The organism is Saccharothrix sabaoui (assembly GCF_051756985.1).
In the GTDB taxonomy this organism is placed as follows: Bacteria; Actinomycetota; Actinomycetes; order Mycobacteriales; family Pseudonocardiaceae; genus Actinosynnema.
The window spans coordinates 19071-45256 of sequence record NZ_JBPKJK010000069.1; the positions used below are offsets into that span (position 1 = coordinate 19071).

The following is a 26186-nucleotide window of genomic DNA, read 5'->3' on the forward strand; positions in this document are numbered from 1 at the left end:
GTTGTCGCAGCCGCAGGTCGTCGCGACCCGTCCCCTCCGGGCCTGGCAGCGCCGCGCGCTCACGAAGTACCTGGCCGCGAAGCCCAAGGACTTCCTGGCCGTCGCGACCCCCGGCGCGGGCAAGACCACGTTCGGGCTGCGCGTCGCCGCCGAGCTGCTCGCCGACCGCACGATCGAGGCCGTCACGATCGTCACGCCCACCGAGCACCTCAAGCACCAGTGGGCCAAGGCGGCGGCCGAGGCGGGCATCGCGATCGATTCGAACTTCCGCAACACGATGGCCGTCACCTCCCGCGACTACCACGGCGTGGCGCTCACCTACGCGCAGGTCGCGGCGCACCCGATGCTGCACCGGGTGCGCACGGAGAACCGCAAGACGCTCGTGCTGCTCGACGAGATCCACCACGGCGGCGACGCCAAGTCGTGGGGTGACGCGATCCGCGAGGCGTTCACGCCGGCCGTGCGGCGGATGTGCCTGACCGGCACCCCGTTCCGGTCGGACGACTCGCCGATCCCGTTCGTCAACTACGAGCCCGGCCCGGACGGCGCGATGCGCAGCCGGGCCGACCACTCCTACGGCTACTCCGACGCGCTGCGCGACGGCGTGGTCCGGCCGGTGATCTTCCTGGCCTACTCGGGCGAGGCGGCGTGGCGCACCAGCGCGGGCGAGGAGTTCTCCGCGCGCCTGGGCGAGCCGCTGACGCAGGAGCAGACCGCGCGGGCGTGGCGGGTGGCGCTGGACCCCAGCGGCGAGTGGATGCCGTCGGTGCTCAAGGCGGCCGACGTGCGGCTCACCCAGCTGCGCAACGGCGGGATGCCCGACGCGGGCGGTCTGGTGATCGCCACCGACCAGACCGTCGCCAAGGCGTACGCCGAGGTGCTCAAGCGCACCACCGGCCACGACGCGACCCTCGTGCTCTCCGACGACCCGAAGGCGTCGGGCCGCATCGCCGAGTTCGCCGCCTCGCAGGAGCGCTGGCTGATCGCGGTGCGCATGGTGTCGGAGGGCGTCGACGTGCCGCGCCTGGCGGTGGGCGTCTACGCCACCAGCGCCTCGACCCCGCTGTTCTTCGCGCAGGCCGTCGGCCGGTTCGTGCGCGCCCGCGCCAGGGGCGAGACGGCCAGCGTGTTCCTGCCCAGCGTCCCGGTGCTGCTCGGCCTGGCCAGCGAGCTGGAGGCGCAGCGCGACCACGTCCTGGGCAAGCCGCACCGGGAGAAGGACGGCTGGGACGACGAGCTGATGTCGGCCGCCAACCAGGTGCGGGACGAGCCGGGCGAGGAGGAGCGGGCGTTCACGTCGCTGGGCGCCTCCGCCGAGCTGGACCAGGTGATCTACGACGGTTCGTCGTTCGGCACGGCGGCGTTCGCGGGCAGCGACGAGGAGCAGGAGTACCTGGGGCTGCCGGGCCTGCTGGAGCCCGACCAGGTGCGCGCCCTGCTGCGGCAGCGCCAGGAGAAGCAGCTGGTCGAGGCGAGCAAGCGCACCGCGACGGCGGCCCCGGCCGCGCCGGCGCCCGCAGCGCGCCCGGCGAGCGTGCAGGAGCGCCTCGCGCAGCTGCGCAAGGAGCTGAACACGCTGGTCGCGATGCACCACCACCGCACCCGCAAGCCGCACGGCAAGATCCACAACCAGCTGCGCGAGTACTGCGGCGGCCCGCCCACGGCGATGGCCAGCATCGAGCAGCTCGAAGAGCGCATCGCCACCCTGCGCTCCTGGTAGGCGCGCGCCCGCCCGTTCGCGCGGCCCCGCCTTCACCCCCACTTCACGCCCGGCTACAGTGACCCGGGTCACTCCGTCGCGCAGGGTGAAGATCGTCGGGCGGTCACCCGGTTGTCCGTCGCAACAAACTCGTGTTGCGGTGAATGTGACCCCAGGTAACGGACTACGACATTCGACGTAGTCAGATGTCCGTTCGGTTACCTGCCCGTTAGCGCATCGTGCCCTCTTTATCGGTCAAGTGTGCTTCCGGTCACCGCACCCGGGGGCATACGTTGTGCGCCACAACATTTACGCACCTGCGTGAAAGGATGGCGGATGCGCAGCAAGAGCCTCGCTCTCATCGCCGCAAGCACGGGCCTTGCCTTGGCCATGACGGCATGTGGCGCCAACACGTCCACCGGTGGCACTGACACCTCGGGCACCAACACGGACAGCGCTTCGGGCGGTGGCGAGAAGGTCGGCGTCATCCTCCCGGAGACCAAGTCCTCCGCCCGCTGGGAGGGCTTCGACAAGCCCCTCCTGGAGGCGGCGCTCAAGGCCGAGGGCCTCGACGCCGACATCCAGAACGCCCAGGGCGACGTGCAGAAGTTCTCGACCCTCGCCGACGGCATGATCAACGCCGGCGTCAAGGTCCTGATCATCGCCACGCCCAACAGCGAGGTCGGCGCCTCGGTCGCGCAGAAGGCGCAGTCGCAGGGCATCGCGGTCATCGACTACGACCGCCTCAACCTGGGCGGCTCCTCCGACTACTACGTCTCGTTCGACAACGAGAAGGTCGGCGAGCTCCAGGGCCAGGGCCTCGTCGAGGGCCTCGCGGCGCTGGCGCCGGGCAAGAAGCCCGCCGAGGTCATCGAGATCGAGGGCGCCCCGACCGACAACAACGCCACCCTGTTCTACAACGGCCAGCAGAAGGTGCTGAAGCCCAAGTACGACTCGGGTGACCTCAAGCTCGTGCAGTCGCAGCCCATCCCCGAGTGGGACAACCAGCAGGGCGGCGTGACCTTCGAGCAGATCCTCACCGGCAACGGCCAGAAGGTCGACGGCGTCGTGGCCGCCAACGACGGCCTCGCCGGCGCGATCATCACCGTGCTGAAGAAGTACGGCCTGAACGGCAAGGTGCCGGTCACCGGCCAGGACGCCACCCCCGAGGGCCTCCAGGCCGTCATGCGCGGCGACCAGTTCATGACCGTCTTCAAGCCGATCGCCGAGGAGGCCAAGGCCGCCGCGAAGCTCGCCGGCGCCCTCGCCAAGGGCGACACCGCCGCCGCCGACAAGCTGGCCACCGGTTCGGTCAAGGACGACAAGGCCAACCGCACCGTCAAGTCGGTCCTGCTCGAGGCGCAGCTCATCACCAAGGACAAGGTGAAGACCGTCGTGGACGCGGGCTTCGTCAAGGCCGGCGAGATCTGCGGCGGCGACCTGGCCGCCGCCTGCACCGAGCTCGGCATCAAGTAGTCAAGGCTCGCGCCGGGGCGGGGTGCCAGCGCAAGCGCACCCCGTTCCGGCGCACCCACGCGTGTGGGCACAAACGGAGGAAACCAGTGAGCGAGCCGATCCTCGAGCTGCGCGGCGTCAACAAGAGCTTCGGACCCGTGCACGTCCTGCACGACATCGACTTCGCCGTGCACCCGGGACAGGTCACCGCGCTCGTCGGCGACAACGGCGCCGGCAAGTCGACGTTGGTCAAGAGCATCGCGGGCATCCACCCGATCGACTCGGGCCAGGTGCTGTTCAACGGCCAAGAGGTGCACATCCACGGCCCGCGCGAGGCCGCCGACCTGGGCATCGAGGTCGTCTACCAGGACCTCGCGCTGTGCGACAACCTCGACATCGTGCAGAACATGTTCCTCGGCCGCGAGCGCGGCCGGGCGGGCATGCTCGACGAGGCCGACATGGAGCAGGCCGCCCGCAAGACGCTGACGTCGCTGTCCGTGCGCACCGTCAAGTCGGTCCGCACCCAGGTGTCGTCGCTGTCCGGCGGCCAGCGGCAGACCGTCGCCATCGCCAAGGCCGTGCTGTGGAACAGCAAGGTCGTGCTGCTCGACGAGCCCACCGCCGCCCTCGGCGTCGCGCAGACCCGCCAGGTCCTCGACCTGGTGCGCCGCCTCGCCGAACAGGGCCTCGGCGTCGTGCTGATCAGCCACAACATGAACGACGTCTTCGAGGTCGCCGACCGCATCGCGTGCCTCTACCTGGGCCGCATGGCCGCCGAGGTCAACACCAAGGACGTCACGCACGGCCAGGTGGTCGAGCTGATCACCGCCGGCCGCTCCGGGGACCTGGGCATCGCCCGCCCCGAATCCGCCACCATCTGATGCCGGCGCACCGGGCTCACCAGCCGCAGAACGAGGAACGAGCATGACCAACACCACGAGCGAGACGTCACCCAAGGACCAGGGCGCGATCTCCGACTTCGGCATCGACACGACCTCCCAGTCGACCGGCGAGGCCGTCCGCGACTACTTCGCCCGCGTCAAGGGCGGCGAGCTGGGCTCCCTGCCCGCACTGCTGGGCCTGGTCGTCCTGCTGATCGCCTTCAGCTCCATGGCCGACACCTTCCTGACCCTGGGCAACATCGCGAACCTCCTCGCCCAGGGCGCGAGCATCGTCATCATCGCCATGGGCCTGGTCTTCGTGCTGCTCCTGGGCGAGATCGACCTGTCCGCGGGCACCGCGTCCGGCGTGACCGCCTCGGTCATGGCGCTGCACCTGGTCAACGGCGGCAACCTCCTCGGCGGCATGGGCGACACGGTCTTCTACGTGTTCTGCGCCTTCCTCGCGCTCGCCGTCGTGCTGGCCTCGATCATGAAGATCTGGCCCGGCGCCGCGCTGGCCGCCGTCGCGCTCGTCATCTCGCTGGTCGGCGTCCCCGCCAACCCGTGGGTCGAGATCCTGCTCGCCATCTGCGTCGGCACCGCCATCGGCTCCATCACCGGCTTCCTCGTCGCGAAGGTCGGCATCCCGTCGTTCGTGGTGACCCTGGCGCTGTTCCTCGCCTGGGGCGGCGTGGTCCTCCAGTTCATCGGCGAGGGCGGCACGCTCGGCCTGCGCAACGACGTGCTGTTCAACGTCGCCAACGGCAACCTCGACACCCTCGGCTCCTGGGTGCTGTTCGTCGTCGCCGTCGGCGGCTACGCCGCGATCGTCCTCGGCCGCCACTTCAGCCGGCTGCGCAAGGGCCTGGTCGCCCAGCCCACCCCGATGGTGCTGGTCAAGGTCGGCGCGGTCGTGGTCCTCGCCGCCGCCGCCACCTACGCGCTCACCCTCAACCGGTCCGTGAGCCCCCGCGTCGTCATCGCCGGCGTCCCGTACGTGGTGCCGATCGTGCTGCTCCTGCTGGTCATCGGCACGTTCGTGCTGGAGCGCACCCGCTACGGCCGCCACGTCTACGCCGTCGGCGGCAACAAGGAAGCCGCCCGCCGCGCGGGCATCAACGTCGCCCAGATCCGGATGAGCGTGTTCGTCATCGCCTCCTCCCTGGCCGCGGTCGGCGCGATCGTCTACTCCTCCAAGGTCGGCTCGGTCGACCCGAACGCCGGTGGCGGCAACACGCTGCTCCTGGCGGTCGGCGCGGCCGTCATCGGCGGCACGTCGCTGTTCGGCGGCAAGGGCCGGCTGCGCGACGCCGTCATCGGCGGCGCGGTCCTGGCGATCATCCAGAACGGCATGGGCCTGCTCCGGCAGCCCGCCGCCGTGGTGTTCATCGTGACCGGCCTCGTGCTGCTGCTGGCGGCGAGCGTCGACGCGCTGTCCCGTCGCCGGGCGGCCACCGCCGCCCGCTGACGTGAGCACACCGACCGCGGGAGCACGACCGGACGAGGTCCGCAGGCACAACCGCACGGCGCTGCTGCGCCGGCTGCACGTGGACGGACCGTCCACCAGGGCGTCGCTCGCGGCTGAGCTCGGGCTCAACCGCAGCACCATCAAGGCCCTGGTGGACGGCCTGGCCGAGTCGGGCGTCGTCGCCGAACGGGTGCCCGCGCAGCGCTCCGGCGCGGGCCGCCCGTCCCTGCTGGTCCTCCCGCAGCCGCAGGCCGCCGTCGTCATGGCCATCGACATCCGCGTCGAGCAGGTGGCGATGGCCATGGTGGGCCTCGGCGGCGACATCCTCGGCCGGGACTCGTGGAACCTGCACCACCGCTCCCGCGACCCCGGCGAGGTCATCACGCACGTCGCCGACTCGGCGAAGCTGCTCGCCGACGAGCTGGACGTCCGGGCGGTCGGCGTCGGCGTCTCCGTGCCCGGCGTCGTGCGCCGCCACGACGGCCTCGTCCACGAGGCGCCCAACCTGCACTGGACCGACGTGGCCCTCGGCCAGCGCCTCTCCTCGGTGCTCAAGGTGCCCGTCCAGGTCGGCAACGACGCCGAGCTGGGCGCGCTGGCCGAACACGTCCGCGGGGCCGCCCGCGACTCCTCCGACGTGGTCTACATCTCCGCCGACGTCGGCATCGGCGGCGGCGTCATCTCCAGCGGCCAACCGCTGCGCGGCACCGGCGGCTACGTCGGCGAGCTCGGCCACATGGTCGTGCGGCCCGGCGGCAGGCGCTGCTACTGCGGCTGCCAGGGCTGCTGGGAGACCGAGGTGGGGGAGGCCGCGCTGTGCCGGGCGCTGGCCCTGCCCGAGGACGCCCCGCGCGGCGCCGTGGTGGCCGAGCTGAGGTCCCTGGCGGGCTCGCCGGACACCGTCGCCCACCGGCTGGGCGAGTTCACCGAGTGGCTCGCCATGGGCCTGGTGACCGTCGTCAACATGCTCGGCCCCGAACTGGTGGTGCTGGGCGACCTGTTCACCGCCCTGCCCGAGTCGCTCGTCGACCAGCTGCGCCGCACCGTGCAGCAGCGGTCCCTGGTGTCCCGCGCGGTCGGGGGCACCCGCATCGTGTCCTCGCCGCTCGGCCGGGACGCCAAGCTCGTGGGTGCCGCCGAACTGGCCTTCGAGCCCGTGCTGGGCGAGGTCTGAGCCCGTCCTCCCCGAGCGGGTACCCGGACGGCCCGTGGAAAAGCCCCTGGACGTGCAGGGGGGCGGGAACCCCGTGGAGGGTCCCCGCCCCGGACGGCCAGGGTGCTACGGGCCCCGAGGGGGCCCGTGCTGTTCAGCCCTGCTGCAACTCGGCAGCGAGCTCACGCAGCTTCGTGCTGTGCTCGCGGGCGTGGTGCCCGCAGAACAGCAGCTCGCCCCCGGAGGGGAGCACGGCGCGAACCTGGGCAGCAGCCCCGCAGCGGTCGCAGCGGTCGGCAGCGGTCAACGCGGGGCGGGTGAGCGTGGTAGTCATGGAAATCTCCCTCCGTCCCGGCACCGGGGATCGGTGCCCTCACACCTAGCTGCGACCACTTCGCATCTGGCTGATGTGCCGTGTTCGCTGCTTCCACTCTTGCAGACGCACGGGAGTAAGTCAGTGTTCCCGGGGCCGTGGCGACCCGCGTCACTTCCGATTTACCCGCCGCACGGGTAGTTCGAACCTCGCAGGACCACCGGTTCGATTGGTTTTCGCTCACGTTCCGTTGTGCCGGCAACGGTTTCATGACCTGCGGATACGTCGTTGGACGCACGTTCGCTGCTCCGAACGGTGGGCGGTCACCGACGGTCCGTGTGATCGGTAACACTTTGGTCAGCCCAGAGCGAACACGCCCCCGCGTTCCACGATCCGGACGCTCCACGTCCGGTTCACGGACCCGCAACCGGGGGTCGACGGGCGCCGGCGGAAGCCCGACCGGGTCCGAACGCGACGGTGCCCCGACCTGGAACAGGCCGGGGCACCGTCGGTGGGACCGCCTAGTCGAGGTAGTCCCGCAGGACCTGCGACCGCGACGGGTGGCGCAGCTTCGACATCGTCTTCGACTCGATCTGCCGGATGCGCTCGCGCGTCACGCCGTAGACCTGACCGATCTCGTCCAGCGTCCGCGGCTGGCCGTCGGTGAGGCCGAACCGCAGCCGCACCACACCCGCCTCGCGCTCGGACAGCGTCGCCAGCACCGACTGGAGCTGGTCCTGGAGCAGCGTGAACGACACCGCGTCCACCGCCACCACGGCCTCGGAGTCCTCGATGAAGTCACCGAGCTGGCTGTCGCCCTCGTCACCGATCGTCTGGTCCAGCGAGATGGGCTCCCGGGCGTACTGCTGGATCTCCAGCACCTTCTCCGGGGTGATGTCCATCTCCTTGGCCAGCTCCTCCGGCGTGGGCTCGCGGCCCAGGTCCTGGAGCAGCTCGCGCTGGATGCGACCGAGCTTGTTGATGACCTCGACCATGTGCACCGGGATGCGGATGGTGCGGGCCTGGTCGGCCATGGCGCGCGTGATCGCCTGGCGGATCCACCACGTGGCGTACGTGGAGAACTTGTAGCCCTTGGTGTAGTCGAACTTCTCCACCGCGCGGATCAGGCCCAGGTTGCCCTCCTGGATCAGGTCCAGGAACGCCATGCCGCGACCGGTGTAGCGCTTGGCCAGCGACACCACCAGGCGGAGGTTGGCCTCCAGCAGGTGGTTCTTGGCGCGCTCGCCGTCCCGCACGATCCACCGCAGGTCGCGGCGCAGCTGCGGGGTCAGCTTCTCCTGCTCGTCCTCGGCGCGGCGCACCCGCTCCGCGGCGTAGAGGCCGGCCTCGATGCGCTTGGCGAGCTCGACCTCCTCCTCCGCGTTGAGCAGGGCGACCTTGCCGATCTGCTTCAGGTAGGCGCGGACCGAGTCGGCCGAGGCGGTCAGCTCCGCGTCCTTGCGGGCCTGCCGCAGCGCCTCCGACTCCTCCTCGTCCCAGACGAAGTCACCCTCGCCGGGCTTGGCCTCCTCCTCGGCGGGCTCCTCCTCGACCGGCTCGTCGATCAGCTCGACGTCGTCGACGAGGTCCTCGCCGTCGGGACCGCCTTCGAGGTCCTCGGGCTCGTCGCCCTCGGTGGCCTTCTTCACCTTGCCCGGGGCGGCGGCGGCCTTGGCGGCCGTCTTGCGCGGTGCCCGCGTGGCCGTCTTGCCCGCCGCGGCGGTCTTCGCCACCGGCTTCTTCGCCGGGGCCTTCCTCGCCGAGGTGGCCTTGGGCGTGTCCTCGGCGTCAGCCTTAGCTGCCTGGGTCGTCTTCGCGGCTGCCACGTACGCCCTTTCGCGACTGTCGATCAAGGCAAACCGAAGGGCGCGAACCTCGGTCGCCGGAGTACGGGGGACCCCCGCCGGATCGTTCGTCAGCGGGGCACCGTTCCATTGTAACGACGAGAATCGCGTGCCGGTGCGCCCCGGCGTCCCCCGAAGTGGTCCGGCACGCGTTCTCGCAGCTAGAACGACCGCGAAATCAGTGGACCAGGCCGTGCGCGGCGGCCAGGGCCGCCCCGACGATGCCCGCGTCGTTCTTCAGCGCCGCCGCCACCACCTCGGTGCGGACCTCCAGCAGCGGCAGCCACTTCTCCGCCTTCTTGCTGACCCCGCCGCCCGCGATCACCAGGTCCGGCCAGATCAGGTTCTCCAGGACGTTGACGTAGCGCGAGACCCGCGGCGCCCACTCGGCCCAGCTCAGGTCCTTGTCCTCCTTGACCGACGCCGCCGCGCGCTTCTCCGCGTCGTGGCCGTCGACCTCCAGGTGACCGAACTCGGTGTTCGGGACGAGCTTGCCGTCCAGGAACAGCGCGCTGCCGATACCGGTGCCGAACGTCAGCAGCACCACGAGGCCGTCCCGGTCGAGACCGGAACCGAAGCGCATCTCGGCGATGCCCGCGGCGTCCGCGTCGTTCATGACGACGACCTGCTCCTTCGGGCGGCCGAGGCGCTCGGCGAACAGCTGCGCCGCGTCCGTGCCGATCCACTTCTTGTCGACGTTCGCGGCGGTGTGCGCGACGCCGTGCTTGACCACGCAGGGCAGCGTGACGCCCACCGGCCCGTCCCAGCCGAACTTCTCGACGATCTCGGCGACCACGTCGGCGACCGCGTCCGGCGTCGACGGCTGCGGCGTGGTCACGCGCAGGCGTTCCCCGTCCAGCGCACCCGCCTCCAGGTCCACGAGGCCGCCCTTGATGCCCGAACCGCCGATGTCCACGCCGAACCCGCGGGTCATGCCCATCCCCGTGGTCCCTTCCTACTCGATTCAGTAACCGTGGCCGCAGACACTAGCCTGCAGTTCTCCGATAGTCCCGTGAGAGTGACGCAGGAGGAACAGTTGCGTTTCGATCCGCGCTCATTGGTCGATGTCGCCGCGCTCGTGGCACGTGAGGCGGGCTCGCTCGCCCTGACGACGCGCGAGGCCGCCGTCGCCGACGTCGACACCAAGTCCACGATCACCGACGTGGTCACCGCGGCGGACCGCGCGGCCGAGCGGCTCGTGCGCGGACGCCTCGCGGAACTCCGCCCCGGCGAGCCCGTGATCGGCGAGGAAGAAGGTGGTCAGGCCGCCGTCGACGGTCTGACGTGGGTAGTGGACCCCATCGACGGCACTGTCAACTACCTCTACGGGATCCCCCACTACGCGGTCTCGGTCGCCGCGCAGGTCGACGGCGAGTCCGTCGCCGGCGCGGTGTTCGAACCGGCGAGCGGACGCCTCTGGACCGCGGCCAGGGGAGAAGGCGCCCAGCTCGACGGCCGGCAACTCCGGGTCAACGACGTCACCCGGTTGGACGTCTCACTCCTGGGCTACGGCTTCGCCTACCGGGCGGACCGGCGGCAGCGGCAGGCGGAGACCTGGGCCAGGCTCGCCACGAAGGTGCGGGACATCCGCCGGGCCGGAGCCGCCTCCCTGGACCTGTGCGCCGTCGCCGCGGGCCGCCTGGACGCCTACGCCGAACACGCCCTGGGCCGCTGGGACTGGGCGGCGGGCGCCCTGCTGGCCCGCGAGGCCGGCGCGGTCGTGAAGGTGCCGGGCGAGGCGCCGGAGCTGGGGGCGGACGCGACGTTCGCGGCGGCGCCGGGCATCGCGGACGCGCTGTACGAGGCCCTGGTGGACGCCGACTTCGCCAAGGTCTGAGCCGCGCTGGTCCGAGCCGCTCTCCCGCCCTGCCCGCTTCGGTCCGCCTCGGTCCGTCCTGGCCCGGCGGCCCGGGGCAGTGCCACCCGTCCGGAAGGTCCCCGGGGGCGAGGCCGCCGTGTTCCGGGTCTCCCGCGTTCGAGACCGCCACGCCCAGGTTCTCCGCACCCGAGGCCGCCGCGCCACAAGTCCCCGTATTCGAGGTCGGTAGCACCCGAGGCCGGCACGCCCGGGTTCTGCGCTTCAGCTCAGCGCGTCCGAGATCCCTGCGCCCGAGATCCCTGCGCCCGAGATCCCTGCGCCCAAGATCAGTGCGTCAGAGGTCCCCCGGCCAGGGGGTCCCCCTGATATCCATTCAACCCGAAAACGCCACAGCCCGGCCGCTCGCGCGACCGGGCTGTGGACAACTCCGGAAGATCAGCAGTGCACGTCGCGCGCGCCCCGCAGGTTGTCGGCGTTCAGCTCCGGCGCCGCCGAGTCCTGCGCCGCCTGGCCGCCCTGCTGCTGCGGCTGCTGCTCGGCCCACGCCGCCAGCTGGTCCAGGACCTTGCGGGCGGCGCTGTTCGGCTTCACCTCGCTGAACTTCTTGCCGACCGCCACGTCGACCGTCGCGTCCTGGCGCTCGTCGCGCACCAGCTCCATGCACGGCTCGATGAGGCTCAGCGTCCGCGCCGCCCCCGCGCCCGGCGCGCCGAACCGGATCTGACCGCGGCACGTCATGTCCTGCGCCGGGTACAGCGGGTCGTTGCCCGGCTCCGCCGCCTGCTTCAAGCCCAGGTCCACCAGCGACGTCGCCACGAACCGGGCCTGGTTGCGCTGCGTGCTCGCGTTGAACGCGCGGAACTGCACCTCGCCCACCGGCACCGGGTCGGTGCGGTCCAGGGCGTCGTGCCCGAGCACGGTGCCCCGAGCCGCCGGCCCGCCGGGTGCCGCGCCCGGGTCCTGCGCCGCGGCGCTCGACGCCGGCACCGGGCCGGGCGCGTTGCACTGGATGGCCGCGTCCACGTCGCCCGCGTCGGCGAGCACCCGGTTCCAGACGACCACCGCTGTCACGGCGAGCACCACGAACAGGACGAGGGCCGGCCACGGCCGCCTCTTCCGGTACCGCGACGACCCGCTTCCTCCCCTACCGGGTCCCACGTCCGCCGACCTCCCCATGGCGCAGTGTTGATGGTGATCAGGCTATGCCGCGGCCCGCGGTGGCGCGTTCCGGGCAGGCTTGTCGCGGCCCGTTATCACCCGGTCGCGGACGGTCAACGCCCCGGAGGGGTGTTCCGAGCCGGGCTCGACGGGCGGGCGGGCCCGCCCAGAGCCTATCGGGCCAGCGTGCGAAGGTCGTGTCACCCGTCTGCTCAATTAGGGGGAACCCGCTGCGCGACCCCCTGATCCATGAGCTACCCTCTCGGCGCTCCGCGCACCGCCGGACACCGGGAAGCGTCGACTTGCAGGGGGTTGGCGCCCGGCAGCGCGAGCGAGACCTCCGTCACTGACGACGGGGGCACAAAAAGGGGCGCTGGTGCGTTAACCAGCGACACGAACAGTCTCCGTTGACCGCAGGGGTGTGAAAGAAGATGGCGACCGACTACGACGCGCCGCGTCGCAGCGAGGCGGACGAACTCGCTGAGGACTCCCTCGAGGAGCTCAAGGCGCGGCGCAACGAAACGCAGTCCGGGGTCGTCGACATCGACGAGGACGCGACCGCCGAGAACTTCGAGCTGCCGGGTGCCGACCTGTCCGGCGAGGAGCTCACGTTCAAGGTCCTGCCCAAGCAGGCGGACGAGTTCACGTGCTCGAAGTGCTTCCTGGTGCACCACCGCAGCAGGCTGGCCGAAGAGGTGAACGGCCAGTACATCTGCCGCGACTGCGCCTGAGCAGCCGCCCGAGGACCATTCGTCGGGGAACGACACCGGACCCACAGGCTCCACACAGAGGCACCACCCACAGGTAGCTACGAACAGTTCTGGGCGCTCACCCCTCCGCCGGGGTGGCGCCCAGTCGCTGTTGCGGTGCAGGTCACCGCCCGCGCAGCACCGCCGCCAGCTCCTCCGCCGACCGCACGCTGAACAGCCAGTACGGCGTCGGGTCCTGCGGGTCGCGCAGCTCCACCTTCACCACCGGACCCACCCACCCGCGGTGCGCGACGTACGCCATCGGGTCGAGGTCGGGGCCCATCGCCTTGCGCTTGGCCTTCGAGTCGAACACCTCGACGTCGCCCAGCAGCTCCAGCGGCACGTGCGCCTGGCCCACGCGCAGCTCGCCGCGGGACACCTCGACCTTCGTCGACCCCATGCGGGCCAGCAGCAGCACCGTCAGCGGCACGAGGACCGCGTAGGGCAGCCACGACCGCACGCCGGGGAAGCCCATGTGGATCTCGGCGGCCAGCAGCACGGCCGCGGCCAGCGGCAACGGCCAACCCCACCAGGGCACGGACAACCGCTCGCGGAACGCGGTCGGGGCGGTCACAGCACTCTCGCTCACACCACCAGGGTAGTCTCGCGCGCCGTGCCCAGCGTCGAGGTCCTGCTGTCCCGTCTCGATCCCGCCGTGCCGCCGCCGGCCTACGCCCGACCGGGTGATGCCGGCGCTGACCTGGTGACGACCACCGACGTGGTGATCGAACCGGGGGAGCGCGCGGTGGTCGGCACGGGCGTGGCGATCGCGCTGCCCGAGGGCTACGCGGGGTTCGTGCACCCGCGCAGCGGCCTCGCCGCCCGCGTCGGCTTGAGCGTGATCAACACGCCGGGCACGATCGACGCGGGCTACCGGGGGGAGATCAAGGTCTGCCTGGTCAACCACGACCCGCGGGAGCCGGTGAAGCTCACGCGCGGCGACCGGATCGCCCAGCTGGTGGTGCAGAAGGTGGAGCACGCCGTGTTCCGCGAGGTCGACGAGCTGCCCGGGTCCGAACGCGGTGCCGGCGGCTACGGCTCTACTGGCGGGCACGACGTGCTCGCCCGGACGGAGGGGTGAAGGCGATGTTCGGACGGCGCCGCAAGCGCGGTAGGCACTCCGCGAACCGGGGGACGGCGCACACCGAGGCCGAGCTCGACGGCCTGGAGGAGGGTGGCGACGGCCCGTTCGACGAGTCGCAGGCCCCCAACGACGGGCTCAACCGCCTCGACCTCGGCTCGATCCGGCTCCCGGTGCCCGAGGGCGCCCAGCTCCAGGTGGAGATGGACCCGGCGGGCGCGGTGCGCGCCGTGCACCTCCTGACCACCGTCGGCCAGCTCACCGTCAGCGCGTTCGCCGCGCCGAAGACCGACCGGCTGTGGCCGGAGGTCAGCGGCGAGATGATCGGCCAGTTCAAGTCGGACGGCTTCCGCATCCTGCGCGAGAACGGCGAGTGGGGCGAGGAGATCTCCGCCCGCAACAACGAGGTGCACCTGCGCGTCGTGGGCGTGGACGGGCCGCGCTGGATGCTGCGGGGCATCGCGGCCGCGCCGACCGAGGAGCAGGCCGTGCGGGCCGCCGAGGCCCTCTACGAGCTGGTCCGCGACACGGTCGTGGTGCGGGGCGCGCAGCCGATGCCGGTGCGCACGCCGCTGCCGATCGAGCTGCCCGAGGCCATCGCCCGCCACATCCAGCAACAGCAGCAGCCCGGCTGACCCGGTCGGCCGCACCTGGTCGGCCACCACCCGGTCGGTCGCTAGCTGACCGGCCCCGTGAGCAGGTCAGCGTTCCGCCGCCGCGCGGAGCGCGTCGAGCGCGGCGCGGCCCAGGACCTCCCGGTCCGCGCCGAGCTCGGCCAACGTCGTCGTGCGCAGAACGCCCCGAGGCAGCGCACCCACCCACGTACGAGCGATCTCGACCGGGTGAACGGGGTCGTCGGTGCACGCGGCGATCCCCACCGGTACGTCCAGCCGCCCCAGCTCGGCCACCGTCGGCGCGGCCGACCCGGCGGCCTCCCGCAGCACGCCGGGCAACCGCCGCCCGTACCGCGGCCACGCCCGCCGCAGCTCGTCGCCCAACCACCCGTCCACGCCGGTCAGCGCCCCGTCCAGGCCCACCGCCTCGACGGCCGCCGCGCTCGCCGAGGCCGCCAGCGCCGCCGGGGCGTCCCCGGCGGGCCCGTTCCACGCGGGCAGCGCCACCAGCACCCCCGCGCACCGCTCGGGGTGCCGCACCGCCCACGCCGCCGCCACGTGCGCGCCCAGCGAGACCCCGCCGACCACCAACGGCGTACCGGACCACGCCGCGTCCAGCGCCCCGACGTGCTCCGCGACCCCCCTCGACGGGGGTGCCACCAGCGAGAACCCGGCCTCGGCCAGGGGGCGGGCGAACACCGAGGCGACGAACACCTCGTCGGAGGCGGTGCCGGGCAGGAGAACGGCGAGTGACGAACCCATGGCGTCACATCCTCCCCCAGTCGGATACCCGGTCGGGTGTACCCGGTTACGCTGGTTTGTGGACGGGCTTCGTCGACGAGGCCCCACGCACTCCCAGGAGTCGGGGATGACTGGTACTGGGGGCGGCTACTGGCGCCGCCTCGTGCGTCGGCTGACCACCGACGTCAGCGAGTTGGACGCCGACGACCTGTCGCGAAAAGCCGTGGCCATCGGGGCCGTACGGGCGTGCGACTGCAAATCCGGTGAGGAGGTGACGGTGCTGGGGCGGCTGCGCAGCGTCGAGTTGTGCCCCCGCGACGCCGCCGCCACGCTGGAGGCGGAGCTGTACGACGGCACCGAGGGCGTGACGCTCGTGTGGCTGGGCCGTCGCCGCATCGCCGGCATCGAGCCGGGTCGCACCATCAAGGCCAGGGGCCGCATCGCGGTCCGGGACGGACGCAAGGTGCTCTACAACCCCTACTACGAGCTGCAGAACGCTTCATGACCCCGGCGAACGAGACCGAGAAGCAGCCCACGATGCTGGAGCAGATGGGCGGCGTCACCGGCCTCGCCCTGTCCTCCCTGCCCGTCGTGGTGTTCGTGCTGGTCAACGCCCTGGCAGGGCTCATGCCGGCGATCTGGTCCGCGCTGGGCGCGGCCGTGCTGATCGGCATCGCGCTCGCCCTGCGCAAGGGCTCGGTGCAACCGGCCGTGTCGGCGGTCTTCGGCGTCGGCATCGCCGCGTTCATCGCCTACCGCACGGGCGACGCCAAGGGCTTCTTCCTGTTCGGCATCTGGCAGAGCCTCGTCTACGGCGGCGCGTTCATCCTGTCGATCCTGGTCCGCTGGCCCCTCGCGGGCGTGGTGTGGTCGTTCCTCAACGGCCAGGGCACCGCGTGGCGGCAGGACAAGGCCAGCGTGCGCGACTACGACATCGCGACGCTCGTGTGGGCCCTCGTGTTCTGCGCCAGGTTCGTGGTGCAGCGGTGGCTGTACGACGAGGCGTCGGTCGGCTGGCTGGCCGTCGCCAGGCTCGCCATGGGCTACCCGCTGATGGCGGTGGCCCTGGTCGCGACCGTCTGGGCGGTGCGCCGCTCCGACAAGCGCCTCAAGGCGGCCCTCGCCACCGAGGAGGAGGAGAACCGGGAGGCGGAGGAACGCCTGCGCGCCCAGGCCGCCGGCAACAACACCGCCGGCAACAACACCGCCGGCAACAACACCGCCGGCAACCAGGCCACCGGCAACCAGGTCACCGGCAACCAGGTCACCGGACCCCGTGCCGCCGGCGCCCAGGCCGAGCCGAACCGCGCCCAGGCCGGGCCGAACATCTACGACCAGGTGCTCGACGCCTCGACCGACCAGCGCCCCGAACCCGCCAGGGCCGACGAGCGGTAGCCGCGCCACCGCGCCGGCAACGCTTCGCAGGGGTCCCCGCCAAGGGGACCCCTGCTTTTATCCTTCCAGCCGGCACCGACGATTCCGAGCGCGTTGAGCCGCCCTGTGGACAACCCCGCCGCCGTTCCCCGACCGGGGGTCAGTACCCCAACGACGACCGGATCTCGCGCTCCACGTCCGCCGCCGCCACGAACAGCAGCTCGTCGCCGCCCTCCAGGGTGTCGTCCGGTGTCGGCACGATCACCCGCCCGCCGCGCAGGATCGTGACCAGCGCCGCGTCCCGGGGCAGGGCCAGCGAGTTCACCGGCGAACCGGCCAGCGGCGTGTCCCCGGGCAGGGTGATCTCCACCAGGTTCGCCTGACCCTGGCGCAGCGTCATCAGCCGCACCACGTCGCCGACCGTCACGGCCTCCTCGACCAGCGCGGACAGGATGCGCGGCGTCGACACGGCCACGTCCACGCCCCACGACTCGGTGAACAGCCACTCGTTGGCCGGGTCGTTCACCCGGGCCACGACGCGCCGCACCGCGAACTCCGTCTTCGCCAGCAGCGACACCACCAGGTTGACCTTGTCGTCACCGGTGGCGGCGATCACCACGTCGCACAGCTGCATGCCCGCGTCCTCCAGCGAGGACAGCTCGCACGCGTCCGCCTGCACCCACTCGGCCTGCTCCACGGTGTGCGGCTCGAACTGGGTGCGGTCGCGCTCGATCAGCATCACCTGGTGCCCGTCGGCCACCAACTCGGCCGCGATGGACCGGCCCACCGCGCCGGCCCCAGCGATAGCGATGCGCACTCAGCTCTCCTCGGGTGCGTGAGCCGCGGCGGCGGCCACATCGGTCACGGTGCCGGACAGGGCAGCCACGTACACCTGGTCGTCGGCCTGGAGCACGGTCTTCGAGTCGGGCAGCACACCCGTCCCGAACCGCATGATGAACGCGACCCGGCAGCCGGTGACCTCCTGGAGGTCGCGGACGGTGCGGCCCACCCAGTCCTCGTGCAGCTCCAGCGGCAGCACGGCCACCGACCCCGACGGGTCGCGCCACGCCGTCGCGCTGCCCTCGGGCAGCAGCATCCGCAGGAACCGGTCGGTCGACCACGGCACGGTCGCCACGGTCGGGATGCCCAGCCGCTCGTACACGGCGGCGCGCTTCTCGTCGTAGATGCGGGCGACCACCGCCTCCACGCCGAACGTCTCGCGCGCCACCCGCGCCGAGATGATGTTCGAGTTGTCGCCGCTGGACACCGCCGCGAACGCACCCGCCCGCTCGATGCCCGCCTCGATGAGAACGCGCTGGTCGAAGCCGTTGCCGACGACCTGCTGCCCGTGGAAGTCGGACCCGAGCCTGCGGAAGGACTGGGCGTCCTTGTCGATCACCGCGACCTGGTGGTCCAGGCGCTCCAGGGCCTTGGCCAGGGACGATCCCACCCGGCCGCACCCCATGATCACCACGTGCACGAATGCCTCCTGAACGACGCCTACGGAGAACCTACCCACGATTACTCCGACCAGGGGACCTGACCCCTTACGCTTTCGACCCGTGTCCAAGCTCGCAACCGCGGCCAAGCGCCTCGTGGTCGGCAGGCCGTTCCGCAGCGACCGGTTGGCCCACACCCTGCTGCCCAAGCGCATCGCCTTGCCGGTCTTCGCCTCGGACGCGATGTCCAGTGTCGCGTACGCACCCGAAGAGATCTTCCTGGTGCTGTCCGTGGCCGGACTCTCGGCCTACGCCCTGGCCCCCTGGGTCGGCGTGGTCGTCGTGGTCGTGATGCTCACGGTCGTCGCGAGCTACCGGCAGAACGTGCACGCCTACCCCTCCGGCGGAGGCGACTACGAGGTCGCCACCGTCAACCTGGGCCGCCGGGCCGGTCTCACCGTCGCCAGTGCCCTGCTGGTCGACTACATCCTCACCGTCGCGGTCTCCATCTCCTCGGCCGCGGCCAACATCGGGTCGGCTATCCCGTTCGTCGCCACCCACAAGGCCGAGTTCGCGGTCGCCGCGATCATCCTGCTCACCGCCGTCAACCTGCGCGGCATCCGCGAGTCGGGCAGCGCCTTCGCCATCCCGACCTACGCGTTCATGGTCGGCGTCGTCCTCATGATCGGCTACGGCCTGTACCGCGGCCTCGTCCTGGGCGACGAGATGCGCGCCGAGAGCGCCGGCCTGGAACTGCGCGCCGAGGACGACCACCTCGTCGGCCTCGCGTTCCTGTTCCTCGTGCTCCGGGCGTTCTCCTCCGGCTGCGCCGCCCTGACCGGCGTGGAGGCCATCAGCAACGGCGTGCCCGCGTTCCGCAAGCCGAAGTCGCGCAACGCGGCGACCACGCTGCTGATGATGGGCCTCATCGCCGTCGTGATGCTGATCGGCCTGATCGTGCTGGCCCAGCTCACCAGGGTGAAGATGGCCGAGGACCCGGCCCACCAGCTGGTCAACGCGCCCCCCGGCTACGAGCAGAAGACGATGGTCGCCCAGATCGCGGGCGCCGTGTTCGACGGCTTCCCGCCCGGCTTCTTCTTCATCACCGTCGTCACCGCCCTCATCCTCGTGCTCGCCGCCAACACCGCGTTCAACGGCTTCCCCGTCCTCGGTTCGATCCTCGCCCAGGACCGCTACCTGCCCCGTCAGCTGCACACCCGCGGCGACCGGCTCGCGTTCAGCAACGGCATCGTGTTCCTCGCGGGCGGCGCGATCATCCTGGTCATCGCGTTCGACGCCGAGGTCACCAAGCTCCTCCAGCTCTACATCGTGGGCGTGTTCGTGTCGTTCACCCTCAGCCAGGCGGGCATGATCCGGCACTGGAACCGGATGCTCGCCTCCGAGACCGACACCGAGGCGCGCCGCCGCATGCGCCGCTCCCAGCTGATCAACACCTTCGGCCTGGCCATGACCGCCTCGGTGCTGGTCGTCGTGCTGATCACCAAGTTCACCAAGGGCGCGTGGATCGCCATCGCCGCCATGGGCGCCATCTACGCCCTGATGACCGCGATCCGCCGGCACTACGACCGGGTCGCCGAAGAGCTGCGCCAGCAGGAGCGGCAGAAGCTCCTGCCCGCCCGCAACCACGCCATGGTGCTGGTCTCCAAGCTCCACATGCCCACCCTGAGGGCCCTGGCGTACGCCAAGGCGACCCGGCCGGACATCCTTGAGGCCGTGACGGTGAACGTGGACGACGCGGACACCCGACGTCTCGTGCGGGAATGGGAGAAGGAGAACTTCAAGGTGCCGCTCAAGGTGATCGAATCGCCCTACCGGGAGATCACCAGACCAGTCCTCGACTACGTGAAGCGCGTGCGCACCACCAACCCGCGCGACGTGGTCACCGTGTTCATCCCCGAGTACGTGGTCGGCCACTGGTGGGAGCAGTTCCTGCACAACCAGAGCGCCCTGCGGCTCAAGAGCAGGTTGCTGTTCCAACCGGGCGTGATGGTGACGAGCGTGCCGTGGCAGCTCGCCTCCTCCTCGAAGGTGACCGACAACGACGACGTGGTCGCGCCGGGAGCCATCCGGCGCGGTCTGGACAAGCGCGCACGAGAAGATCGGAAGGGCAAGTGACGGCGACCTGGAAGCAGCGCCTCATCGAGGTCGAGGTCGGCGCGGTCGCCCACGGCGGCCACTGCGTCGCCCGGCACGAGGGGCGCGTCGTGTTCGTCCGGCACGCCCTGCCCGGCGAACGGGTGGTGGTGCGCGTCACCGAGGACACCGGCGGCTCGTTCTGCCGCGGCGACGCCGTCGAGGTGCTGGAACCCTCGGCCGACCGCGTCGAACCCCCGTGCCCGTTCAGCGGGCCCGGCCTGTGCGGCGGGTGCGACTGGCAGCACGCGTCGTGGCAGTACCAGCGCGAGCTGAAGGCCGCCGTGGTCAGCGAGCAGCTGCACCGGCTGGCCCGGCTCGACTGGGAGGTCATCGTCGAGGACCTGCCCGGCGGCCCCGAGGACTGGCGCACCCGGATGCGGATGGCCGTGGGCCCCGACGGCCGAGCCGGGTTCCGCAAGCACCGCAGCCACGACGTCGTGGCCGTCGACCACTGCGTCATCGCCGCTCCCGGAGCCCTCGACGGCGTCGTCGACCGCACGTGGCCGCCGAAGTCCGAGCTGGTCGTCACCCGCGACGCGGGCGGCAAGGTGCACCTGACCGAGATCGGCCCGCCGGTCGTGCGCCGAGGCCGCCCCGTGCCCGGCCCGTCCCGGCTCCGCGAGGGCAGCGGCACCGCCACCGAACTCGCCGCGGGCCGCGCCTGGAACCTGCGCGCCGACGGCTTCTGGCAGGTCCACCCCGCCGCCGCCGACACGTTCGCGCAGGTCGTCGCAGACTGGGCGGACTGCCAGCCCGGCGAACGCGCCTGGGACCTCTACGGCGGCGTCGGCCTGTTCGCCGCCGTGCTCGCCGAGCAGGTCGGCGAGACCGGCTCGGTGTGCGTCGTGGAGTCCTCGGTCCGCGCGGTCGAGGACGGCAGGCTCAACCTGTCCGACAAACCACAGGTCAGCTGGTACCCGGGCCGCACCGAGGCCGTCCTGGAGTCGCCGGAGTTCACCGACGCGCCCCCGGACGTCGTCGTCCTCGACCCGCCCCGCAAGGGCGCGGGCAAGGTCGTCGTCACCGCCATCGCCCGCAGCCGGCCGGCCCGTGTGGTCTACGTCGCGTGCGACCCGGCCGCCCTGGCCCGCGACATCGCCGCCTTCGCCCAGCACGGCTACGAGTTGGCGCAGCTCAGGGCGTTCGACGCGTTCCCGATGACGCACCACGTCGAATGCGTCGCCCTCCTGCGGCCCGCTCGCTGACGGGCGTCTCAGCCAGTGGTCCGTAGACTGACCAGACGAAAAGGGTCGAACCACTAGGGCGAGGTGGCACGAGTGACGCTGCTGGAATCCGTGCACGGACCGGCGGACCTGAAGCGCCTGGATCACGACGAGCTGGTGCGGCTCGCCGACGAGATCCGGCGCTTCCTGGTCGAGAAGGTCTCCCGGACCGGCGGGCACCTCGGCCCCAACCTGGGGGTCGTCGAGCTGACCATGGCCGTGCACCGGGTCTTCGACTCGCCGCACGACCCGGTCGTGTTCGACACCGGTCACCAGAGCTACGTGCACAAGATCCTCACCGGCCGCGCCGACCGGTTCGACGCGCTGCGCCAGAAGGGCGGCCTGTCCGGCTACCCGTCGCGGTCGGAGAGCGAGCACGACGTCGAGGAGAACAGCCACGCCTCGACCGCCCTGTCCTACGCAGACGGCCTGGCCAAGGCGTTCCAGATCACCGGGCAGCGGCGGCACGTCGTCGCGGTCGTCGGCGACGGCGCCCTGACCGGCGGCATGTGCTGGGAGGCGCTGAACAACATCGCCGCCGGCGCGGACCGGCCCGTCGTGATCGTCGTCAACGACAACGGCCGCTCCTATTCGCCCACCATCGGCGGCCTCGCCGACCACCTGTCGTCGCTGCGCCTCCAGCCCGGCTACGAGCGCGCCCTGGAACGCGGCAAGACCGCCATCCAGTCCGCCCCCATCTTCGGCCAGGCCCTCTACGCCGCCCTGCACGCCGCCAAGCGCGGTATCAAGGACGCGATCAGCCCGCAGGCCCTGTTCGAGGACCTCGGCCTCAAGTACATCGGCCCCGTCGACGGGCACGACCACGCCGCGCTGGAGTCCGCGCTGCGCCGCGCCAAGTCCTTCGGCGGACCGGTCATCGTGCACACCGTCACCCGCAAGGGCAACGGCTTCGCGCCCGCCGAGAACCACGAGGCCGACCAGATGCACGCCACCGGCGTCATCGACCCCATCACCGGCGAGAACGTCGGCCCGTCCAAGCGCACGTGGACCCACGTGTTCGCCGACGAACTCGCCACCCTCGGCGGGGAGCGGCCCGACCTGGTCGCCATCACCGCGGCCATGCGCGGCCCGACGGGCCTGGACAAGTTCGCGGGCCTCCACCCCGACCGGTGCTTCGACGTCGGCATCGCCGAGCAGCACGCCATGACCTCCGCCGCCGGCCTCGCCATGGGCGGCCTGCACCCGGTCGTCGCGATCTACGCGACGTTCCTCAACCGGGCGTTCGACCAGCTCCTCATGGACGTCGCCATGCACAAGCAGGGCGTCACCGTCGTGCTCGACCGCGCCGGCGTCACCGGCCCCGACGGCGCCTCCCACCACGGCATGTGGGACCTGTCGATCTGCGGCCTGATCCCCGGCATCCACGTCGCCGCGCCCCGCGACGCCGCCTCGCTGCGCGAGGAGCTGCGGGAGGCCGTGCGGATCGCCGACGCGCCGTCCGTCATCCGCTACCCGAAGGCGTCCGTCGGCCCCGACCTGCCCGCCGTCGAGCGCGTCGGCACCGTCGACGTCCTGCACCGCTCCGGCGAGGACGTGCTGCTGGTCACCGTCGGCGCGTTCGGCGAACTCGGCCTGGCCGCCGCGCAGCGGCTCGCCGACCAGGGCATCGGCGTCACCGTCGTCGACCCGCGCTGGGTGTTCCCCGTGCCGACCGACCTCGTCGGGATGGCCGCGCGGCACCGCCTCGTGGTGACCGTCGAGGACGGCGGCCGGCACGGCGGCTTCGGCTGGGCGCTGGCCGCCGCGCTGCGCGACGCCGACGTGGACGTGCCGCTGCGCGACCTGGCCATCCCCCAGGAGTTCCAGGAGCACGGCGAGCGCGGCGAGGTGCTCGCCGACCTCGGCCTCACCGCGCAGGACGTCGCCCGCCGGATCACCGAGTGGGTCGTCGCCGCCGAGCCCGCCGAGGTGGGCGCGACCGTCGAGAAGTAGCCCGACCACCTTCCCGCCGCCGCTACCGGCGGCACCGGTGAGCGCCGCCCGCACGGGAGACGCGCACCCCGCCTCCGCCGCGACCCCGGTCGACCACCGGGGCGCCGGGTCCCGGGAGCCCCGCGCTCCCGCCCGCCGCCCCGCGACCGGGGTCGCTGCGCGCGACGGGAAGGGAACGCGAGGCGCACGGTCGTGCCGCGGCGGCGCGCCGCCGTGCTCGGACCCGGTCGGCCGGTCACGCCCCCGTCCGACGTGGCGCCACCCCGCCACACCCGTCAACACCGAAACCACCGACACGAGCACACGCGCAATCCCGTTCATCGAAATCCCCTCCTCGGAATCCAGTTGTACCCCGATCAGGTTGTTCACGGTGTATTCCTCGACCGCGAACGACAACGCCTGAACACTGGACGACAAAGGAGGTGTGGAGATGCCACGCGAAGAACGCCCGCTCGACGCGGGTGACGACGAATTGCTGCGGTTCGCCGCCGACCTCAGGCGCCTGCGCGCCGAGGCCGGCGGCCCGCCCTACCGGGAACTCGGCAGGCGGGTCCACTTCTCGGCCGCCGCCCTGTGCGACGCCGCCGGTGGCCGCAGGCTGCCCAGCCTGGCCGTGACCACGGCCTACGTGCGGGCCTGCGGCGGCCCGGTCGCCGAGTGGGAACGCCGCTGGCACGACCTGGTCGCCACCCGGCGCGACCCACCGCCCGCCACCGCGCCGCCGGTGGCGCAGCCCGAGGTGCCCACCCAACGCCGCCCACCAGGTGTGCGCACCTGGTGCACCACGTTCGTCGGCACCCTCCTGGTGCGCGCCGGAACGGCAATGGTGAATTCCGCCCACAGCGAATCGGAGGACCCGCCCGCGCATTCCTGAGCGCCCATTCGCCACAGTTGTCCACAGGCGCACCCCGTGCGGCCGCGAATTGTCGGTCCCCTGTGGTTGGCTGTGCGCGAGGGGATCCCCGAGCGGGGGCACCCCTGCGTCAGCGCGTCGTCCACGGACCGGCCGGTGATCGACAACCTGCCGAGGACCGACAGCCGATCGGCTGTCCACCGCCTGGCGGTCCGCCGCCGGCTCGCGCTAAGCAGCTTCTCAGGCAGTTGTGGCACCGTTGAGGGGTGCGAATCCTGGTTGTCGAGGACGAGGTGCCGCTGGCCGACGCGATCGCCCGGGGCCTGCGGCGAGAGGGCATGGCGGTCGACGTCGCCTACGACGGCGAGACCGGCCACGAGAAGTCGACCGTCACCCGGTACGACGTGGTCGTGCTCGACCGCGACCTGCCCGGCATGTCCGGCGACGAGCTGTGCAAGGAGATCCTCAGCTCCGGCGCCCTCACCAGGGTCATGATGCTCACCGCCAGCGCCGGCGTGGACGACCGCGTCGCCGGCCTGTCCCTCGGCGCCGACGACTACCTCGCCAAGCCCTTCGCGTTCCCCGAGCTCGTCGCCCGCGTCCGCGCGCTGGCCCGCCGCGCCACCCCCGCCACGCCGCCGCTGCTCACCGCGCAGGACGTCGAACTCGACCCCGCCCGCCGCACCGTGCGCCGCGCCGGCCACCCCGTCGAGCTGACCCGCAAGGAGTTCGGCGTCCTGGAGGTCCTGCTCGCCGCCAAGGGCTCCGTCGTCTCCAGCGAGGAACTCCTCGAACGCGTGTGGGACGAGAACGCCGACCCGTTCACCACGACCGTCCGGGTCACCGTCATGACGCTGCGCAAGAAGCTCGGCGAACCCGGCATCATCGACACCGTGGTCGGCTCCGGCTACCGCGTGCCCACGGCGGGCACCCCCGAAGAAGGCCCGCGCTGAACTCCGAACTGGCCCGCCGGCGCGGACCAGGACTGCGGACGCGGATCACGTTGCTCGCGACCGGCCTGGTCGCGTTCGTCAGCGGCCTGCTCCTGCTGCTCGGCTGGCTCCTCGTCGGACGCGTCATCGCCTCCTCACCGCGCTTCGCCGACGGCAGCACCGTGTTCGTCGACGGGCGCGAGGTCGACGCCGGCGTGCTCATGGACGTCCTCGGCCGGCAGGCCCGCGACGACGTGCTGAGTTCCGGCTCCATCGCGTTCCTCTGCGTCGTCGCCGCGGCGGCCCTGCTCGCCTGGACCATCACCGGCCGAGTCCTGCAACCCGTGCACGACGTCACCGACGCCGCCCGGCGGCTGTCCGCCGAGTCGCTGGGGGAGAGGCTCCGGCTCGCCGGGCCGCGTGACGAGGTCGCCGAACTGGCCGACACGTTCGACGAGATGCTCGACCGCCTCCAGGCCGCGTTCGAGTCGCAGCGCCGGTTCGTCGCCAACGCCTCCCACGAACTGCGCACCCCCCTCTCGGTCATCCGCACCGAGCTGGACGTGACGCTCGCCGACCCGGACGCCGACACCGACGAGCTGCGCCGCATGGCGGGCGTCGTGCGCGCCGCCACCGAACGCGCCGAGCAGTTGGTCAGCGCGCTGCTCCTGCTCGCCCGCACCGACGGCCTCGGCCTCGCGGTGCGGGAACCCGTCGACCTGAACGCCGTCGTCGAGTCCGCGTGGAAGGCCGTGCGTACGGAGGCGGAGGACCGGCAGGTGCGCGCCTCGTTCCTGTCCGCGCCCGCCCCGGCAGTCGGCGACCCGGCGCTGCTGGAACGGATCGCCGGGAACCTGCTGGAGAACGCCGTCCGCCACAACGTGCCCGGCGGGTGGATCGAGGTGCGCACCGAGGGCGGACCCGACTGGACCCTGCTGCGCGTGTCCTCCTCGGGGCAGCTCATCGCCCCGAACCGGGTGGAGGAGCTGTTCGAGCCGTTCCGCCGGGGAGGCACCGACCGGACCGCCCGCACCGGGACCGGCCTGGGGCTGTCCATCGTCCGGGCCGCCGTCGCAGCTCACGAGGGTCGCGTGCACGCCTCGGCTGTGCCCGGGGGAGGGCTGTCGGTGGCCGTCCAGCTGCCTTCCGCGCCGCACGGGAAACTGGTGTGAGTGGCTCCGGTCACAGGTGGCCGGGTTTGAGGACCTGGGCACGGGGTACTACCTGCGAAGACAGGGCTCCGCACCCCCGATTTGTCTCCGCGTTGGGCGGGGTGTAAC

The 26186-nt window shown here is 71.9% G+C and carries 24 protein-coding genes and 1 pseudogene; 17 read left to right on the top strand and 8 right to left on the bottom strand.

What is annotated here, in order from left to right; translation table 11 throughout:
- The first annotated feature begins 1 nt into the window (after position 1).
- The 5 genes from ACR807_RS21920 to ACR807_RS21940 all read left to right on the top strand — a co-directional run bounded on the left by ACR807_RS21920 (position 2) and on the right by ACR807_RS21940 (position 6677).
- A complete protein-coding gene (locus ACR807_RS21920; protein WP_438923248.1) occupies positions 2–1720 on the top strand; it encodes a DEAD/DEAH box helicase in 1719 nt (572 codons plus the stop codon).
- Between the two features lie 315 nt (positions 1721–2035).
- Positions 2036–3175, top strand: a complete 1140-nt coding sequence (locus ACR807_RS21925) for a sugar ABC transporter substrate-binding protein (RefSeq protein ID WP_438923249.1) — start codon at positions 2036–2038, stop codon at positions 3173–3175.
- A gap of 86 nt (positions 3176–3261) precedes the next feature.
- Positions 3262–4035, top strand: a complete 774-nt coding sequence (locus ACR807_RS21930; RefSeq protein WP_438923250.1) for an ATP-binding cassette domain-containing protein — start codon at positions 3262–3264, stop codon at positions 4033–4035.
- Between the two features lie 43 nt (positions 4036–4078).
- Positions 4079–5503, top strand: coding sequence for a sugar ABC transporter permease (locus ACR807_RS21935; RefSeq protein ID WP_438923251.1), 1425 nt, complete (start codon positions 4079–4081; stop codon positions 5501–5503).
- A 1-nt stretch (position 5504) separates the two neighbouring features.
- A complete protein-coding gene (locus ACR807_RS21940; protein WP_438923252.1) occupies positions 5505–6677 on the top strand; it encodes an ROK family protein in 1173 nt (390 codons plus the stop codon).
- Positions 6678–6810: 133 nt separating this feature from the next.
- Here ACR807_RS21940 and ACR807_RS21945 read toward each other — a convergent pair whose 3' ends face one another.
- The 3 genes from ACR807_RS21945 to ppgK form a co-directional block, all read right to left on the bottom strand.
- Entirely contained in the window at positions 6811–6990 is a 180-nt protein-coding gene (locus ACR807_RS21945) for a DUF7455 domain-containing protein (RefSeq protein WP_015800348.1), read from the bottom strand.
- A gap of 500 nt (positions 6991–7490) precedes the next feature.
- The gene (locus tag ACR807_RS21950; protein ID WP_438923253.1) at positions 7491–8795 is read right to left on the bottom strand and encodes an RNA polymerase sigma factor; all 1305 of its coding nucleotides are present in this window, start codon (positions 8793–8795) and stop codon (positions 7491–7493) included.
- A 196-nt stretch (positions 8796–8991) separates the two neighbouring features.
- A complete protein-coding gene (gene ppgK, locus ACR807_RS21955) occupies positions 8992–9753 on the bottom strand; it encodes a polyphosphate--glucose phosphotransferase (protein WP_438923254.1) in 762 nt (253 codons plus the stop codon).
- 96 nt (positions 9754–9849) lie between these two features.
- Between ppgK and ACR807_RS21960 the strand changes: the two genes are divergently transcribed.
- Positions 9850–10650, top strand: coding sequence for an inositol monophosphatase family protein (locus ACR807_RS21960; RefSeq protein ID WP_438923255.1), 801 nt, complete (start codon positions 9850–9852; stop codon positions 10648–10650).
- Positions 10651–11067: 417 nt separating this feature from the next.
- Here the strand turns inward: ACR807_RS21960 and cei are convergent, their stop codons facing one another.
- A complete protein-coding gene (gene cei, locus ACR807_RS21965; protein WP_438923256.1) occupies positions 11068–11808 on the bottom strand; it encodes an envelope integrity protein Cei in 741 nt (246 codons plus the stop codon).
- Between the two features lie 413 nt (positions 11809–12221).
- Between cei and ACR807_RS21970 the strand changes: the two genes are divergently transcribed.
- Positions 12222–12521 (top strand): DUF4193 domain-containing protein, encoded by a 300-nt coding sequence (locus ACR807_RS21970; RefSeq protein ID WP_053717171.1) that lies wholly within the window; start codon positions 12222–12224, stop codon positions 12519–12521.
- Positions 12522–12663: 142 nt separating this feature from the next.
- Here the strand turns inward: ACR807_RS21970 and ACR807_RS21975 are convergent, their stop codons facing one another.
- Complete coding sequence (locus ACR807_RS21975) at positions 12664–13128, bottom strand: DUF3093 domain-containing protein (RefSeq protein WP_438923257.1); 465 nt, start codon at positions 13126–13128, stop codon at positions 12664–12666.
- A gap of 24 nt (positions 13129–13152) precedes the next feature.
- Here ACR807_RS21975 and dut point away from each other — a divergent pair, with 24 nt between their 5' ends.
- A complete protein-coding gene (dut, locus tag ACR807_RS21980) occupies positions 13153–13620 on the top strand; it encodes a dUTP diphosphatase (RefSeq protein WP_438923258.1) in 468 nt (155 codons plus the stop codon).
- A 5-nt stretch (positions 13621–13625) separates the two neighbouring features.
- Positions 13626–14255 (top strand): DUF3710 domain-containing protein, encoded by a 630-nt coding sequence (locus tag ACR807_RS21985; protein WP_438923259.1) that lies wholly within the window; start codon positions 13626–13628, stop codon positions 14253–14255.
- A gap of 66 nt (positions 14256–14321) precedes the next feature.
- Here ACR807_RS21985 and ACR807_RS21990 read toward each other — a convergent pair whose 3' ends face one another.
- Entirely contained in the window at positions 14322–14996 is a 675-nt protein-coding gene (locus tag ACR807_RS21990) for an alpha/beta fold hydrolase (RefSeq protein WP_438923260.1), read from the bottom strand.
- A 106-nt stretch (positions 14997–15102) separates the two neighbouring features.
- On the opposite strand from ACR807_RS21990, the gene ACR807_RS21995 reads away from it, so the two are divergent.
- Together ACR807_RS21995 and ACR807_RS22000 are read left to right on the top strand one after the other, a co-directional pair.
- Positions 15103–15480 (top strand): OB-fold nucleic acid binding domain-containing protein, encoded by a 378-nt coding sequence (locus ACR807_RS21995; protein WP_438923261.1) that lies wholly within the window; start codon positions 15103–15105, stop codon positions 15478–15480.
- Positions 15477–16148, top strand: a pseudogene (locus ACR807_RS22000) (DUF3159 domain-containing protein); the annotation flags it as partial. The gene ACR807_RS21995 and the pseudogene ACR807_RS22000, both read left to right, overlap by 4 nt.
- A 361-nt stretch (positions 16149–16509) precedes the next feature.
- Here the strand turns inward: ACR807_RS22000 and ACR807_RS22005 are convergent.
- A complete protein-coding gene (locus ACR807_RS22005) occupies positions 16510–17166 on the bottom strand; it encodes a potassium channel family protein (RefSeq protein WP_438923262.1) in 657 nt (218 codons plus the stop codon).
- A complete protein-coding gene (locus tag ACR807_RS22010) occupies positions 17167–18003 on the bottom strand; it encodes a potassium channel family protein (RefSeq protein WP_438923263.1) in 837 nt (278 codons plus the stop codon).
- Here ACR807_RS22010 and ACR807_RS22015 point away from each other — a divergent pair.
- The 6 genes from ACR807_RS22015 to ACR807_RS22040 all read left to right on the top strand — a co-directional run bounded on the left by ACR807_RS22015 (position 17912) and on the right by ACR807_RS22040 (position 26078).
- The gene (locus tag ACR807_RS22015; protein ID WP_438923264.1) at positions 17912–19924 is read left to right on the top strand and encodes an amino acid permease; all 2013 of its coding nucleotides are present in this window, start codon (positions 17912–17914) and stop codon (positions 19922–19924) included. The genes ACR807_RS22010 and ACR807_RS22015 overlap by 92 nt on opposite strands.
- Positions 19921–21150 carry a class I SAM-dependent RNA methyltransferase gene (locus tag ACR807_RS22020; RefSeq protein WP_438923265.1) on the top strand — a complete coding sequence of 410 codons (1230 nt, stop codon included), beginning with the start codon at positions 19921–19923 and terminating at the stop codon, positions 21148–21150. Before ACR807_RS22015 ends, ACR807_RS22020 begins: the two co-directional genes overlap by 4 nt.
- 72 nt (positions 21151–21222) lie before the next feature.
- The gene (dxs, locus tag ACR807_RS22025; protein WP_438923266.1) at positions 21223–23121 is read left to right on the top strand and encodes a 1-deoxy-D-xylulose-5-phosphate synthase; all 1899 of its coding nucleotides are present in this window, start codon (positions 21223–21225) and stop codon (positions 23119–23121) included.
- Positions 23122–23551: 430 nt separating this feature from the next.
- Complete coding sequence (locus ACR807_RS22030; RefSeq protein ID WP_438923267.1) at positions 23552–23995, top strand: helix-turn-helix domain-containing protein; 444 nt, start codon at positions 23552–23554, stop codon at positions 23993–23995.
- A 245-nt stretch (positions 23996–24240) separates the two neighbouring features.
- Positions 24241–24927, top strand: coding sequence for a response regulator transcription factor (locus tag ACR807_RS22035; RefSeq protein WP_438923268.1), 687 nt, complete (start codon positions 24241–24243; stop codon positions 24925–24927).
- Positions 24924–26078: a sensor histidine kinase gene (locus ACR807_RS22040; RefSeq protein WP_438923269.1), complete on the top strand. Its 1155-nt coding sequence runs from the start codon at positions 24924–24926 to the stop codon at positions 26076–26078. Before ACR807_RS22035 ends, ACR807_RS22040 begins: the two co-directional genes overlap by 4 nt.
- The last annotated feature ends 108 nt before the right edge of the window (positions 26079–26186 follow it).